This is a genomic window from Sphingomonas beigongshangi (assembly GCF_016820445.1).
Lineage (GTDB): Bacteria > Pseudomonadota > Alphaproteobacteria > Sphingomonadales > Sphingomonadaceae > Sphingomonas > Sphingomonas beigongshangi.
In genome coordinates, this window is sequence record NZ_JADHDT010000008.1 from 226,980 (window position 1) to 241,325 (window position 14,346).

Here is a 14,346-nt window from a genome sequence, read left to right on the forward strand (position 1 = left end):
GGCGCCGGGGCGCAGAAATTCCACGAGAACAGGCCGCCGAACAGGCAAGGCAGCAGGCCGAAGCAGCCGCCGGAGACGTCGTTCGTCTCAGCGATGTCGAGAGTACGCATCCTTCTTTCCCCTTATTGATTCGCCGGAAATTGGCGCCCGAGCTTTTTGACCTTATCGAAAGGTTACCACAATATTAGCCAAGGGAGATTCGACAAATTTACCATCTCCGTTCCGCCATTTCGTTGAATTTGATCTCCTTTGTCTCTTTTCGGAACAGCGCGTTCGTTACTCAAATTGGCGGAACGCGCAGTAAGGATTCGTCAGTCGGCGCACGGTAAGTACATCGTGATGCGAAAGGCCCTATTTCTTCTACCTGTATTTACGGCATCTTGCTCGGTGCCGCCGGTCGCGGTCGTGTCGCCTCCGCCGGTCGATTCCCCGCGCTGGCACGACGATACAGCGGAACCGGCCGCGGTGGCGCTCGACGCTGGATTCTGGGATCGGTTCGGCTCGACCCTCCTGCCTCGGTTGGTCGCCGATGCGGTCCGTGAGAACCCTAGCGTCGAGGCGGCGCGTGCGCGCGTTCTTCGTGCGCGGGCGAGCGCCGGTCTCGCGCGGGCGGCGTTGCTGCCGAGCGTGGCGGCGAACGCCGGCCTCACGCAGACACGGACCGATGGCTTTAACACCAGCCAATATACGAGCAGCGCCGGTCAGGCCGGGCTCGATATCGCCTATGACGTCGACCTGTTCGGCGGCCTGCGCGCCGGCCGCCGCGCCGCGCTCTCGCGTGTCGATGCGGCGCAGTTCGACAGTGGCGCCGCACGGCTGGTGGTGGCGTCGGAAACGGCGCGGACCTTCGTGTCGATCGCCGCCGTCGACGACCGCCTGCGGCTGAACGCGCGCCTCCTCGACAATGCCCGATCCTTCGCCAGGATCGTTGCCGTTCGGCGGCGCGAGGGCACGGCGGCGGAGGTCGACGAGCGGCTCCAGGCCGTCGAGGTCGGACGGCTGGAGGCACGTCGGGCCGAACTGACGCAATCGCGGGAAACCCTGGTCGGCGCGCTGGCGGTGCTGCTCGGCCGAGAAGCCCCGTCCTTCTCGCTCGCGCCGACGGCGCTGTCGACGCTCGTCGCGCCCGCGATCGATCCGGGTCAGCCGGGCGATCTCGTGTTTCGCCGTCCGGACGTTCTGGCGGCCGAGGCGCGGATCGCCGGCGCGAACGGCGACGTGCGCGCCGCGCGCGCGGCGTTCCTGCCGTCGCTCAAGCTGTCCGCCAATTCATTGGGACAGGCGCTGGCGACGAGCGGGCCCTTTGGCCTGACCCTGAGCGCGGCACAAAGTTTGTTCGCGCCGATCTTCCAGGGCGGTCGCCTGCGGGCGGGCTACGCCGGCGCCCGCGCCGATCAGATGGAAGCGCTCGCCCAGTACCGCCAGAAACTGCTCGACGCTCTTCAAGAGGGCAATGCCGCGCTGGCGGCGGCGCGCGGCTCGGCGGAACGGGAGCGCGCGTTGCGCGGCGCCGCCGCCGACTCCCGCCGCGCCGTCGCGCTCGCCCGGCTCCGCTACGAAAACGGCGGAGGCGACCTCGCGCTCGTCCTGGACGCGGAGCGGAGCGAGATTGCGGTGGAGGAAACGCTGCTCGACGCCCAGGCCTTGCGGTGTACCGCGGCGATCGACGTCTACAAGGCGCTGGGCGGTTCTCCATTGTGACCCACCAATTCGCGCGCGTGGGCTCGCCGGGCGTCAGCGCGGACTATGCGTGATGCGGGTGAAGCGATCCCGCCTCTTCGGCGCCGTGGACGACATAATGGATCGGCTTGAACGACCCTCCGTTGGACGCGGGGGCCGAACACGCGGTCAAGCCGATGATCAGGTCCATGCGCGCGACGAACGTGATGCTGTCGCCCGCCCGGCTGACCGGCGGTAACACCGATAGCTTGCCGGTGGACGGATCGACCGGGACGTTCATGAAGCAGTTGAAGGCCACGGGTATCTGGTCGGGCGTCACGCCGAACGGCTCCAGCGCCGCCGCCAGATTGCCGAAGCAGCCCCGGTGGCGCGGCAGATCGGGATAAAAATGGTCGAAGGTCGCGAAGGAGCATGGCGTCAGCAGGAAGTCGTGCACGCCCACCGTATCCGCGACGATCTCGAGCATCGGTCCCGATCGGTTGGAATAGAGGATGTGGCCCGTCGTCAGGCGGATCGTCTCGGCATAGTCGAGTGTCCGTCCCGAGGACAGCACCTCGCCCAGATCGTCGGCGCGAAAGGCGAGCAGATCGGCGACCTGGCACCCGCGCGGATCGATCACGGTGAGACATTGGCCCTTTGCGAGGCGAAAGGCATCCCCGCTGCGCTCCGGGATCTCGACGACGGCGCCTGCCGGCACGCGCGACATCACTTGCCGGCGTAGCGGAACGGGCATTGCCATCCGCTCTCCACGATCCGCCCGCTATATTGCCGCGCCTCGCTGGCTTCGCCGTGCCGCGCCAGCATCGGATTGCGCGACCCGGCCAGCATTTCGTCCCGGACCATGATCTTCTCGCGCATCGTCTCGTACTTGCCCTGATCGCGCAGCGTCTCGAACTGATCGTGCAGGTTGAAGATCATAGCCGGCCTGGCGAACCGCCGCGCGGGTCGGCTGGCACGCGGATGCAATCCCACGACAAAGAATGCCTCGCCCCCGAAGGACAGAGAGAAATGCGGGTTGGACGGATCGGGGCTGACGCGCGAGTCCCATTCCTGCCCGAGCCAGACATCCTTGTCGGACAGCGACTGGATCCGCTGCCAGATCGCCTGTTCGAACGCCTCTTCGGTCAGGTCGCCCGGTCCGGAGAAGACGACCGCGAAGCTTCGGAAGAGCGAAGGCTCCGCACGATAGCGGGCGGCGAAGACCCGCAGCCGATCGTGGATACGCATATCATCCCAAGCGCTGGCAATGTCCCGGGCGCCCAGGACATCGAGTGTGCCCTTGGCGAGCGCGGCCTTAGCTCCGACACAGGGAAATTCCTGGTCCGCGATATGGGTCGCCAGTAGTCGGCTCGCCTCCTCCTCGCCCGGATCGGCCCAGTCGAACATCGATTTCGGTAGCAACATGCATGGGTAACGGCACGTCGGTGCCGCCGTTCCGCGTATCGACGGCCGTCTTGATGTGCCTCAATCAGAAATACCCTCACAGGATAATATCTTGCGAGACTCCTCGCGCGCCGAAGCGTTCACCGCGCAACCTTCCCAAACGTCCGTGCACCCGCGCGCTGGCCGCGCATCGGTCCTCGTCGGCACGGGCAAAGTCGAATTGGATCAGACCCGATGGATCAGCGAGAGGCCCCCCTACTCGATGCCCTGAAACACCTGGAGCGGCATCGCATCCACGGCTTCGGCGCACCGGGCCATCATCAGGGTCGCACGATCCCGAAGGGCGCGCGCGCCCTTCTGGGGGCAAGGGTATTCCAGGCGGATGTGATCACGCCCAAGGGCCTGGATGATCGTACCGAGGGGGCGCATGTCCTGCAGCGCACACACGAGATCGCGGCAGAGGCGTGGCAGGCAGATTTCTGCCGCTTCGTCACGGGTGGTTCGACCCAGAGCCTGCACACCGCGCTGGCCGCCGTCGCCCGCCCGGGGGATACGGTGCTGTTCGCCGCCAACGTCCACAAGGCAGAGCGTGCCCATGCGCTGGCGACGGGTCTCGATGCACGCATCGTACCGGTCGTCATCGATGCAGATTGGGACATCGAGCATGGCGTCTCCCCGGCGGCGCTCGAGCAGGCTCTCGATCGCCATCCGGAAGCCAAGGCCTTCGTCGTCGTGTCCCCGACCTATTATGGCGTGACGAGCGACATCGCCGCGCTGGCGGACCTGTGCCATGCGCGGGGCGTCGCGGTGATCTGCGATGCCGCATGGGGCGGTGCCTTCGCCTTCTGCCAGGCGCTGCCCCACGACCCGCTGACCAAGGGCGCCGACGTCGCCGTCTACAGCCTGCACAAGACGATGGGCGCGCTGACGCAAGGGTCGGCCTTGCTGGCCAAGAGCGGCATCGTCGATCTCCAGCGTCTGTGGCACGCGTTCGAACTGTTCGAGACGACGAGCCCCTCGGTGCCGATCCTCGCCAGCCTGGATGCCGTCCGGCGCGATCATGCGCTGGATGGCGAGGCGATATGGGCTGGAGTCCTGCGCTTGGCAGCCAGGCTTCGGAAGGCGGTTGCCGGGATCGACAAGTTACGCGTGTTCGGCAGCGGCGACCTGCCGGCCGCAAGTGAGTTCGACGAAACCAAGGTGCTTGTCGACGTTTCGGCCTGGGGCGTGACGGGCTATGCGCTGGACGACTGGCTGGCGACACAGCACCGTGTCAGCGTCGGCCTGTCCGATGCGCGGCACATCCTCGCAATACTCGCACCGGGTACGAGCGCGCGGGATGTCAAAGCGTTGGTCGGCGGCCTGCGCGATGCCGCCCGACAGGTCGAGGCGGGCACGCTGGACCTGCCGGCCGCGCCCGCCGTGCTTCCCGGAATCGATACGCTGACGGTGGAGATGCAGGTCGATCCGGCCACCGCCTTTTTCGGGCCGACCGAGCTGGTGAGCCTTGAACAGGCGAGCGGGCGCGTTGCGGCCGAAATGATCGCACCGGCGCCGCCGGGCGTCCCCCGTCTCGTGCCCGGGCAGAGGATCGACGATGCGCACGTGGCGTGGCTGGTTGCCAATCGCGATGCCGGTGCCTTCTTCCTCGACCCGACCGATCCCGACGAGCGCCGCCTGCGCGTCGTGGCGGCGGCGTCGAACGGCCGATCCGGACGGTGACGGCCATGGGTAGCAAGCGGCCAGCCAGCGAACTCGAGCATGCCGATCATCGGATCACGACGGCCGTGAACAAGAAGCGCGATACGCCGGTCATGCGCCTCGTCGGGGCAGTGAGCGAAATCGGCGATCAGCCGCAGATGCGGCTCCTGTGCGCCGCCACGATTGCCGCGGGCGTCATCCGACGAGACCGGCGGCTGGCGGCGACCGGCGTGCGGATGTTGGCGGCCCACACCATCGCCACCTGGGGCAAGGGTCGCATCAAGGCCGTGGTCGACCGGCGGCGGCCGGATAGCGGCGACGATCCGCGCGTCAGGCACGGACTGAGCGATCGTCATGAGGACAACGCCTTTCCCTCCGGCCATAGCGCGGGCGTGATCGCCGTCGGGGAGTCATTCGCCCGCGCCTATCCAGCATGCGCGGCCGCTGCCCGCGCCGCGGCGATCGCGGTCTCCATCGTGCAGGTCCCGCGCGGCCGCCATTATGTCGGCGATGTTCTGGCGGGCATGGCGATCGGGCTGGCCGCCGACCGCTTGGGCAATACCGTATGGGGCGCGGCACGGCCCGCCGCGGCCGGCTCCGTACCGTGACTCATCGCACCGGAACCGCGCCATCGCAGCGCTGTTACCCGTGAAAACCGCAGAACGAGGAAGATTCAATGACGGATGCATCCAGCAACGACGTGCCTCGCGACGCGGGCATCAGCCGCCGGGCCATGGTCGGGGGCGCAGCGGTCGGACTTGCGGCCTCCGCCACCTCGGCCGGCGCGCAGCAGCCCACCGGGTCGGCGCCGACAGTCCCCCTGACGGACCCGACGACGCGCTATCCCAGGCCGCCCTTCGCCAAGCAGTCGCAGCCTTTTCCGGGCCTTGCGAGCAAGATGAACCCTTGCCCCGATCATGGCGAGACGAGCTACCGGGGATCGGGACGGTTGCAGGGCCGCAAGGCGCTGATCACCGGCGGCGACTCCGGCATGGGACGCGCCGCCGCGATCGCATTCGCCCGCGAGGGCGCGGACGTGGCGATCGCCTACCTGCCGGCCGAGGAACCGGACGCCCGCGAGGTCGTCGCGCTGATCCGCCAGGCAGGCCGCAAGGCGGTCGCCATCCCGGGCGATCTGCGCGACCGCAGCTATTGCAGCAAGCTCGTGGAAAGCGCGGTGAGCCAGCTCGGCGGGCTCGACATCCTCGTCAACAACGCGAGCCGCCAGCAGCAGCGGCAGTCGCTGCTCGACATTTCCGACGAGGATTTCGACGCGACGATGCGGACCAATCTGTACGGCATGTTCTACGTGACCAAGGCCGCCCTGCCCCACCTCAAGCCTGGATCGGCGATCATCCAGACGACGTCGGAACAGGCCTATGACCCGTCCGAAAATTTGGTCGACTATGCGATGACCAAGGCGGCGATGATGAACTTTACCAAGTCGCTCGCCAAGCAGCTTGGTCCGAAGGGCATCCGCGTCAACGGCGTCGCGCCGGGGCCGATCTGGACGCCGCTGCAGGTGTCGGGGGGCGCCACGATGGAGAAGCTGCAGCAGTTCGGCGGCAACACGCCGCTGGGCCGGCCGGGACAGCCAGCCGAACTCGGCTCCATCTACGTGCAGCTCGCGGCGTCGGACGCAAGCTATGCCAACGGGCAGGTGTACGGCGCCGCCGGCGGCTCCGGTCAACCGTGATGGCGGGCGGCGGGATCGGCACGTCATCGGCCCTTCCCGCCGCGTCGCTGAAGCGGCCCAGTGCGGCCGCCGGCATTCTCCGGCGTGGCTGACCGCGCCACGCCGGCACCCGACCAGACACGATCCCGCAGGAACGCCGAGGCTGGCGGCTCGTTCGCCAAGGTCCTCAGAAGGACCAATATGCCCCCATCGCCCGAAATGTCCGCTTCCCAGACTCCGCTCGGCAGCCTGGAACATGCCGCAGCGCTGGCCCCGCTGCTGCTGGACGGAGACCTGATCGCCATCGTCCGCGACGAGATCGCGGCTGGCGCCGTCGCCGAAGCGCTGACGGCATTGTGCCCCGGCAGCACCATCCTCGTCTGTCCCGGCAGCGACGCCTTGCCCGGCGACGCTGCCCCGGCTTCTCCCGCGAATGTCGGCCAGCGGGTTGCCAGCCTGCACAGATTGCGCCGCCTTCTCGAACGGGAAGACCGCCCGACGATCGCGCTGATCAGCACGGGCGAGGCGGCGGCGCGTGTCTATCCTTCGCCGGACGCTTTTGCTGCGGCTCCGCCCGCAATCGCGCTCGGCGACGAGATTGATCTTGCGGCACTGCATCAAACGCTGCTGGACATCGGCTATATCGCAGACGAGCGGGTCGACGAGCCGGGGGAGATCGGGCTTCGCGGGCAGGTTCTCGACGTCTTCCCGGCCGACGCCAGCCAGCCGTTGCGGGTCGAGGTGGCCGACGGGAAAATCGCCGCGATCCGCCGCTACGATCCGGTCGACCAGCGGAGCACGGACGAAATCGAACGGCGCGAACTGGGCCGGGTGACGGAACCGTCGCCGGGCAAGGCTCCGGCAACCCTGCTCGACCAGTTGCCCGGCGCACAGGTGGCGATCACCGCCGCGGCCGACGAACGCAGGATCAGGCTACTGAAGCTGGTCGCCGACAGCGAGAAGCGGGGCTCCCGGAGAGCCAGCAAGGACATCGTGCGCGACGACACCTGGCGAAAGGCGCTCGCGGACCGCACCGTCGTCGCCGTACAGCGCATCGGCGATCCGCCGCCCCGTTTCGTCGAGCAGAATGCACCACTTCGTGCCTGCGCGAAACTGGTGCGCGATGCGCTGGCTTCCGGCGATCGCGCCGTCCTCATCGGAAGCGAGCGCGACCTGCGTTTCCTCGGCCGTCGACTTGCCAATGCGGTAAAATGCGAGATGCGCGCCGCCCGTGATTGGGCCGAGATCGCGGCGGCGCCCCCCGGCACGCTGTTGTCGCTGGAGGCATGTGCGGATCGCGGCTTTCGCCGTGACGACATATTGGCGGTTGCCGCCCCCGATCTCATCGGCAGCCGGGCCGAACTGGCCGGCGCGCCCGCGGCCCGCCCCGTACCGGGGTTCGATGCCGGCGTGGAGCTGCGCACGGGCGATGTCGTCATCCACGAGGATCATGGCCTCGCCGTGGTCATGGGCATCCAGCCGATGCCAGGCGACGCGGCGGAAGGCGGCGACGCGATCGCCCTGCGCTATGCCGACGACGCGACGCGCCTCGTGCCCATCGCGGAAGCCGATCGACTGTGGCGCTATGGTGCGGAGGAGGACGCGGTCAGGCTGGACAAGCTCGACGGCTCGAGCTGGTACAAGCGACGGCGCGAGATCGACGAGGCGATCGCGGAGACTGCGCGTCAGCTCACCGCCCTCGCGGCGAAGCGCGCGGACCAGACGGCGCCCGTGCTGGATCCGTCCCCCGCCGACTATGAGCGGTTCGCGGGTGGCTTTCCCTTCTCCGAAACGCCCGACCAGCTCGCTGCGATCGAGGCGGTACGATCCGATCTCGCGAGCGGTCGGCCGATGGACCGGCTGGTCGTCGGCGATGTCGGCTTCGGCAAGACCGAGGTCGCGCTTCGCGCCGTCGCCGTGGCGGCGCTGTCGGGACGTCAGGTTGCCGTCGCCGCCCCGACGACGGTTCTCGCCAAGCAGCATTGGGAAAGCTTCAGCGCCCGGTTCGAGGGCACCGGCATCACCGTCGCCAGCCTGTCCCGTTTGTCGAGCGCCGCCGAGAAGAAGGCGGTGAAGGCGGGGCTCGCGGACGGCTCCGTCCGCATCGTCGTCGGCACCGGCGCGGTGGCCGGCAAGGGGATCGTCTACAAGGATCTGGCTCTGGTCGTCGTGGACGAGGAACAGCGCTTCGGCACCGCGGACAAGAAGCGATTGCAGGACCTTTCCGCCGGCCATGTCCTCACCATGACGGCGACGCCGATCCCGCGAACCTTGCAGGCGGCGATGGTCGGACTGCGACAATTGTCGATCATCGCGACCCCGCCCGCGCGGCGGCAGCCGATCCGTACCGCCGTCAGCCGTTTCGACGAGACGACGTTGCGCGCCGCGCTGCTGCGCGAAAAGGGACGCGGCGGCCAAAGCTTCGTCGTCGTGCCGCGTATCGCCGAGATGGCGCCGCTCGCCCATCGCCTCGCGCGCCTCGTCCCCGAGCTCGAGGTGGTGGCGGCGCACGGCAAGATGCCTGCCGCCGAGATCGACGACGCGATGGTGCGGTTTGGACGTGGCGACGGGGACGTGCTGCTCGCGACCAACATCATCGAGGCCGGGCTGGACGTGCCCCGTGCGAACACCATGGCGATCCTGCACGCGGACCGTTTCGGTCTGGCGCAATTGCACCAGCTGCGCGGCCGCGTCGGACGTGGCAGCCGCCGCGGTCAGGTGCTGTTGTTCACTGATGCCGACGATGCGATCGCGCCGCGCACGCTGAAGCGTCTGCGGACGCTGGAGGCATTCGACCGTCTGGGCGCGGGGTTCGAGATCAGCGCGCGGGACCTCGATCTGCGCGGTGCCGGAGACCTGATGGGCGACACCCAGGCCGGACACATGCGGCTCATCGGCGTCGAACTCTACCAGCAGCTGCTGCAGGGCGCGCTGCGAACGGCGCGCGGCGAGCGCGTGGAGCGATGGACGCCCGCGCTGCACCTGGGCGCGCAGGGTCACCTGCCGGCCGACTGGATACCGGACGAGGACAGCCGGCTCACCCTCTACGCGCGACTGGCGCGGATCGCCTCACAGGCCGATCTCGACGCGTTCGAGGCGGAGCTGGAGGACCGGTTTGGCGCGATCCCGCCCGATGCGGAGCGGCTGCTCGTGATCGCCCGGCTGCGGCTGCAGGCGCGCGAGGCCGACATCGCCCGGGTCGACGCGGGACCGGCGGCCATCGCGCTGACGGCACGCGGCGATGCCGCGGCGCTGGCGGAGCGACTCGGCCTGCAAGAGAAGAACGGCCGCGCCCTGCTCGCCGAAAGCCTGGAGGATCCCGACGCGCGGCTCAGCCGCCTGGGCGACCTGATGGCAGCGCAGTGACGGAGGTGGTGACGTCTGACCGCCTGCCCGCTCCGCCTGCGCCAGACACCGTGACCCCGCCGCTCTCGACCCCGGACGGCCGCTACCTTGTCGTGCGCGGCCGGCTCTGGCGAAAGAGCGATCCCGCGCTCGCGCCGGGAGAACGGCAGGCGCTCGTCGAGGACCTGATGCAAGCGCGGCGGGCTGTGGGAGCGGCGCTGCGGACCGGGAACGAGGACGCGCTTCGCCGTGCACGCGAGGCGGTGGCGCGCGCGAAAACGGGTCTGGGAGAGCGCGGGCCGGTCTGGTGGACGGACGGCGCGCCGGACCTCAGTCGCCGGATGATCCGCAACACCGGCTACGCAGCCTGGTACCAGGGCGCCGCCCGCGTCGCCGCCGCGGCTGACGACGGCCCCCTTTAGGCTTCCGCCTCGAAGATCAGCGCCTCCCGATCGCGTCCGCAGGTCATCAGGGCCTGCCGCTTTCCCTCCTCTTCGAAGGAGACCGCAAAATCCTTGGCGGCGATGTCGCCGTCGATATGTCGCTCCTCCGGCGACGCGACGTGACCGACATAGCGCAGGCTGACGTCGTAATGACCGGACCAGAAGAACGGCACGTCGTCATATTCGCCATCGACAAGCCCGAGCAGATGGCGGGCCAGCCACTGCCCCATATGCTGCGCAACGACCCAGTGCTCGACTCGTATGGCGTGGCCGAGCCGCGGATCGGGCACATTGGCAACGTCGCCGATCGCGAAGATCGCCGGATCGGACGTGCGCAGCGTCGAATCGACCGTGATTCCCCCGCCATTGTCCTCTTCGGCCAGCGCCAAGCCCGCCGCGCGCGCCAACGCGATGCGCGGCCGCACACCGGTGCCGGCAACGATCAGATCGGCTTCGACACGGCTGCCGTCGTCGAGCGTTACGGCATGGCCGTCCCATGCCTTGACGGTCCGCCCCGTCTTGAACGTGACGCCCTTGCTCTCGTGCAACCGCCGGATCATCGATCCGACCTCCGGCCCGGCGGTCTTCTCCAATGGCACGTCCGCGTCGGCGACGACCGTCACTTCGAGCTTTCGGCCGATCAGCGACGCAGCGACCTCCAGCCCGATGTAGCTCGACCCGATGACCAGCGCCCGCTTTCCCTCCGTCGCCCAGGCGACCAGGGCGTCGGCATCGGCGAGCGTGCGCACGACGTGCACATCGTCCCGATCCGCACCATCGAACGGCGGCACGAGCGGCTCGGCGCCGGTGGCCAGCACGAGGTGATCGTACGCGATCGATTCCCCGCCCGCGACCTGGACGAAGCGAGCAGCTGCGTCGATCCCCTCCACGTGCGTGGCCAACCGGACGAGCACGCCTTGCGGAACGGGCAGCGCGATCTCGTCTCGCCCGACCTTGCCCGCCAGATATTGCTTCGAGCAGGCCGTGCGATCGTAGGGCGCATCGGCATCGTCGGATAGCAGAGTCACCGCGCTGCCCGCGCCATGGCGGGCGAGCATCTCCGCACAGGCGTGACCGGCGGGGCCGCCGCCGACGATGACGATCCGTCCCGGTTGATTCGCCGCCGCGACCGGCTGCTGCACGGGCAGCTTCGCCCCGACGCGGATGACCCCATGCTCTTCGCTCACGGCGAACCGGTCGAGCGCGCCGAATGCCGGCGCGCCCACCGCCTCGCCCGTCGCGCAGTCGAAACGCGCGTGATGCCAGGGACAGCGCAGCGTGCCGTCGACGACCAGCCCCTCTGCAAGCGGGGCGCCGGCGTGGGGGCACGTTCCCGACATGGCGCAGAGCCTGCCGCCGCTCCGCAGCAGCACGATATCCTCGTCGCCGACCTTGCCGGCGATCACCGCATCGTCACCGAGATCGGACGAGGCGATGCCGTCCGCCAGATTGCGCTCAGTCACGGCCTCGTCCTTTCCGGTAGATCAATCGGCGCGCTGCAGCGCGGTGGCGGCGAGATGTTCGCCGATGAACCAGACCTGCGGCTCGTTCGAACGGATGATGTCGCTGACCAGCAGGTCATTGGTACCGTCATCGCCCGATTCATCGGCGGCCTTTGCGCCCTCATGCGCCTGCTCGAGGACGATGCGATGCGCCTCCAGCAGGCGGGCCAGCATCGTCGGCACGTCCTCGCGTCCCTTGGGTGGGCGCGGAATGCGGGTCATCTCCGCGACGTCATGGGGAGTCGCGATGCTGATACCGCCCAGAGCCTGGATGCGCTCCGCCACCATGTCGACCAGTTCCACCTGCTTCTCGTAATGCGTGTCGAGCAGCAGATGCAGCTGGTAGAAGGTTGCGCCCGACATCTGCCAGTGATGCTTCTTGTACAGGTCGCGCAGCATCATCGTGTCCGCGAGCACCTGGTTCAGGATCGAGACGCTTTGCTTCCGCGCGTTGTCCGACAGGCCGAGCGGCAGCTCCTTGAGCGAACCGAACGGCTGAATCTCGCGATACGCGATCTTGTATTGCGGCTGGGCTTCGTCCGTGGCGGCCACCGTATAACTCCGGTTATTGATGCATGTGTCGGACGAAGCGCGCGTGCGGGATCGCGGTTCCATCACGCCGCATCCCGGGTGCGGCCGCGGACACAGGATCGTCTGCGCGAGAACCAACCTGCGTTATAAACATTATAGATCGTTCAGTAGCTTGGACGATTGCACATGGCGCAGGACGAGAGACACCGGACCGGACGGCGCGATTGGGCGCGCTGAAGACCCTGGTCGACCGCTTGCGTCCCGAGGCGGCCGATGCGTCGAGCGGGCGCATCGAGGGCTATCTACCGCTGGCGCGCTATGGCGCGCTCGGCGACGGTCGCTCGGTCGTCCTGTCCGGCAGCGACGGCTCGATCGACTGGTGGTGCGTACCCAACATGGATTCGCCACCGCTCTTCGACCGGCTGCTCGATGCCGAGCAGGGCGGTCGGTTCAGCCTGGAGCCCGACGAAGCCTTCACCGTCGAACGCCGCTACCGCGACGACAGCAACGTCCTGGAGACCGTCTTCATCACCGCCACCGGCCGCGCGCGGCTGACCGAATCGCTCAACAGCGGCACCGCCGGGCGTCTGCCCTGGGCCGAACTCGCGCGCCGGGTCGAGGGACTGGAAGGCACCGTGCGCTTCCTGCTGGCCATGCGGCCAGGGCGACGGGGCGATACGGTCAACCCGTATCACTCGACGATCGGCCAGCACACGGTGTTCCATGTCGAGCGCGTCCTGGGCTTGTTCGTGCATGATCCCCGCATCACCTGCCGCTGGTCGGACGAGGGCATCACCGGCGAGGTGACGGTCTCGGCCGGCGATCGGCGGACGGTGGCGATCATCGCGGGCCGTGACGAACCGCTCGTCGTTCCCCCGATCGGCGAAATCGATGCGCGGATCGACACGTCCGATGCGGAATGGCGGGATTGGGCGGCACGCGTCACCTACCGGGGGACGGACCGGGCTGCGTTCCTGCGCAGCGCGCTGGCGTTGAAGCTCCTGCTCTATTCGCCGTCTGGTGCGATTGCGGCGGCGGCGACCACCTCGGTGCCGGAAGGCGTCGGCGGCCGCAAGAACTTCGATTATCGCTACGCCTGGGTGCGCGACGCCGGCTACACGATCAAGGCGTTCCTGACCGCCGGCGCACAGGCCGAAGCCAAAGCCGCCTTCACCTGGCTGCTGGGCCAATTGCGCGAGACAGGTACACGCGTCTGCTACACGCTCGGCGGCGGTGTCGTGCCCCCCGTCTCGGAATGGGCGATGCCGGGCTATCGGGGCAGCCAGCCCGTCGTCACGGGCAATCTCGCGACCGATCAGGCGCAGCATGGCGTCTACGGCGACATCTTCGAAACCGCGTCCTGCTTCGTCGCCAATTCCAACATCCTCGATAGTGCGAGCGCCGAGTTCCTGTCCCACCTCGCCGACCAGTGCGCCGACCGCTGGCGCCTTCCGGATGCGGGCATGTGGGAACTTCAGGAGGAACGCCATTACACGATGTCGAAGGTCAGTTGCTGGCAGGCGCTCGCGCGCGCGGTCGAGCTCGCCGACCAGGGCCAGTTGCCGACCACGTGCCGCGAGCGCTGGCAGCGAGAACGCGACCGGATCAAGGCGTGGATCGAGGCCGAATGCTGGTCGGACGCACGGCAGGCCTTCGTCATGTATCCGGGCGCGGACGCCATCGACGCGTCGCTCGCACTGGCCGTGCGCTTCGGCTTCGACGGCGCCGATCGGCTTCGCTTGACGCTCGACGCGATCGACCGCGAGCTTGGCGCCGGTCCCTTCCACTATCGCTACAGCGGCATGCAGCGGGAGGAAGGCTGCTTCCTCGCCTGCTCCTTCTGGATGGTCGAGGCGCGCGCCTTGCTCGGGCAACGCCCGCAGGCGCGCGCCGCGCTCGATCGCCTGACCGCTGCGCTATCGCACGGCCATGGCATCCTCGCCGAGATGGTCGATCCCGACACCGGCGCGTTCCTCGGCAATCTGCCGCAGGGATTGAGCCATCTCGCCCATCTGATGGCGCTGTCCGTCCTCGACGATATCGCTGCCTGCGACTGATCGGTCGCCCGACGGCCGATACCTGCCCC

General features: G+C 68.4%; 11 protein-coding genes. 7 read left to right on the forward strand and 4 right to left on the reverse strand.

Annotation, left to right across the window (positions count from 1 at the left end):
- Nucleotides 1–465 precede the first annotated feature (465 nt).
- Nucleotides 466–1,701 carry an efflux transporter outer membrane subunit gene (locus IQ292_RS15605; RefSeq protein WP_203311230.1) on the forward strand — a complete coding sequence of 412 codons (1,236 nt, stop codon included), beginning with the start codon at nucleotides 466–468 and terminating at the stop codon, nucleotides 1,699–1,701.
- Nucleotides 1,702–1,744: 43 nt separating this feature from the next.
- On the opposite strand, the gene IQ292_RS15610 is transcribed toward IQ292_RS15605, so the two are convergent.
- Together IQ292_RS15610 and gntA are read right to left on the reverse strand one after the other, a co-directional pair.
- The gene (locus IQ292_RS15610) at nucleotides 1,745–2,413 is read right to left on the reverse strand and encodes a DUF1989 domain-containing protein (RefSeq protein WP_238941166.1); all 669 of its coding nucleotides are present in this window, start codon (nucleotides 2,411–2,413) and stop codon (nucleotides 1,745–1,747) included.
- A complete protein-coding gene (gntA, locus tag IQ292_RS15615; RefSeq protein ID WP_287980021.1) occupies nucleotides 2,386–3,066 on the reverse strand; it encodes a guanitoxin biosynthesis heme-dependent pre-guanitoxin N-hydroxylase GntA in 681 nt (226 codons plus the stop codon). Before gntA ends, IQ292_RS15610 begins: the two co-directional genes overlap by 28 nt.
- 231 nt (nucleotides 3,067–3,297) lie before the next feature.
- Between gntA and IQ292_RS15620 the strand changes: the two genes are divergently transcribed.
- The 5 genes from IQ292_RS15620 to IQ292_RS15640 all read left to right on the forward strand — a co-directional run bounded on the left by IQ292_RS15620 (nucleotide 3,298) and on the right by IQ292_RS15640 (nucleotide 10,206).
- Nucleotides 3,298–4,785 (forward strand): aminotransferase class I/II-fold pyridoxal phosphate-dependent enzyme, encoded by a 1,488-nt coding sequence (locus IQ292_RS15620; RefSeq protein ID WP_203311233.1) that lies wholly within the window; start codon nucleotides 3,298–3,300, stop codon nucleotides 4,783–4,785.
- A 5-nt stretch (nucleotides 4,786–4,790) separates the two neighbouring features.
- Complete coding sequence (locus IQ292_RS15625; protein ID WP_203311234.1) at nucleotides 4,791–5,372, forward strand: phosphatase PAP2 family protein; 582 nt, start codon at nucleotides 4,791–4,793, stop codon at nucleotides 5,370–5,372.
- A 68-nt stretch (nucleotides 5,373–5,440) separates the two neighbouring features.
- A complete protein-coding gene (locus tag IQ292_RS15630) occupies nucleotides 5,441–6,460 on the forward strand; it encodes an SDR family oxidoreductase (RefSeq protein WP_238941149.1) in 1,020 nt (339 codons plus the stop codon).
- A gap of 198 nt (nucleotides 6,461–6,658) precedes the next feature.
- A complete protein-coding gene (locus tag IQ292_RS15635; protein ID WP_238941150.1) occupies nucleotides 6,659–9,805 on the forward strand; it encodes a TRCF domain-containing protein in 3,147 nt (1,048 codons plus the stop codon).
- A gap of 8 nt (nucleotides 9,806–9,813) precedes the next feature.
- On the forward strand, nucleotides 9,814–10,206 hold the full coding sequence (locus IQ292_RS15640) for a hypothetical protein (protein WP_338057647.1): 393 nt from the start codon (nucleotides 9,814–9,816) through the stop codon (nucleotides 10,204–10,206).
- On the opposite strand, the gene IQ292_RS15645 is transcribed toward IQ292_RS15640, so the two are convergent.
- Nucleotides 10,203–11,690 (reverse strand): FAD-dependent oxidoreductase, encoded by a 1,488-nt coding sequence (locus IQ292_RS15645; protein WP_203311236.1) that lies wholly within the window; start codon nucleotides 11,688–11,690, stop codon nucleotides 10,203–10,205. The genes IQ292_RS15640 and IQ292_RS15645 overlap by 4 nt on opposite strands.
- A 21-nt stretch (nucleotides 11,691–11,711) precedes the next feature.
- Entirely contained in the window at nucleotides 11,712–12,281 is a 570-nt protein-coding gene (locus IQ292_RS15650; protein ID WP_203311237.1) for a Dps family protein, read from the reverse strand.
- Nucleotides 12,282–12,493: 212 nt separating this feature from the next.
- Between IQ292_RS15650 and IQ292_RS15655 the strand changes: the two genes are divergently transcribed.
- A complete protein-coding gene (locus IQ292_RS15655) occupies nucleotides 12,494–14,317 on the forward strand; it encodes a glycoside hydrolase family 15 protein (RefSeq protein ID WP_203311295.1) in 1,824 nt (607 codons plus the stop codon).
- Nucleotides 14,318–14,346 lie beyond the last annotated feature (29 nt).

Coding starts and splice junctions, on each gene's coding strand:
- IQ292_RS15610 (WP_238941166.1), bottom strand. CDS start 2,413: ATGCCCGTTCCGCTACGCCGGCAAGTGATGTCGCGCGTGCCGGCAGGC.
- gntA (WP_287980021.1), bottom strand. CDS start 3,066: ATGTTCGACTGGGCCGATCCGGGCGAGGAGGAGGCGAGCCGACTACTG.
- IQ292_RS15620 (WP_203311233.1), top strand. CDS start 3,298: ATGGATCAGCGAGAGGCCCCCCTACTCGATGCCCTGAAACACCTGGAG.
- IQ292_RS15625 (WP_203311234.1), top strand. CDS start 4,791: ATGGGTAGCAAGCGGCCAGCCAGCGAACTCGAGCATGCCGATCATCGG.
- IQ292_RS15630 (WP_238941149.1), top strand. CDS start 5,441: ATGACGGATGCATCCAGCAACGACGTGCCTCGCGACGCGGGCATCAGC.
- IQ292_RS15635 (WP_238941150.1), top strand. CDS start 6,659: ATGTCCGCTTCCCAGACTCCGCTCGGCAGCCTGGAACATGCCGCAGCG.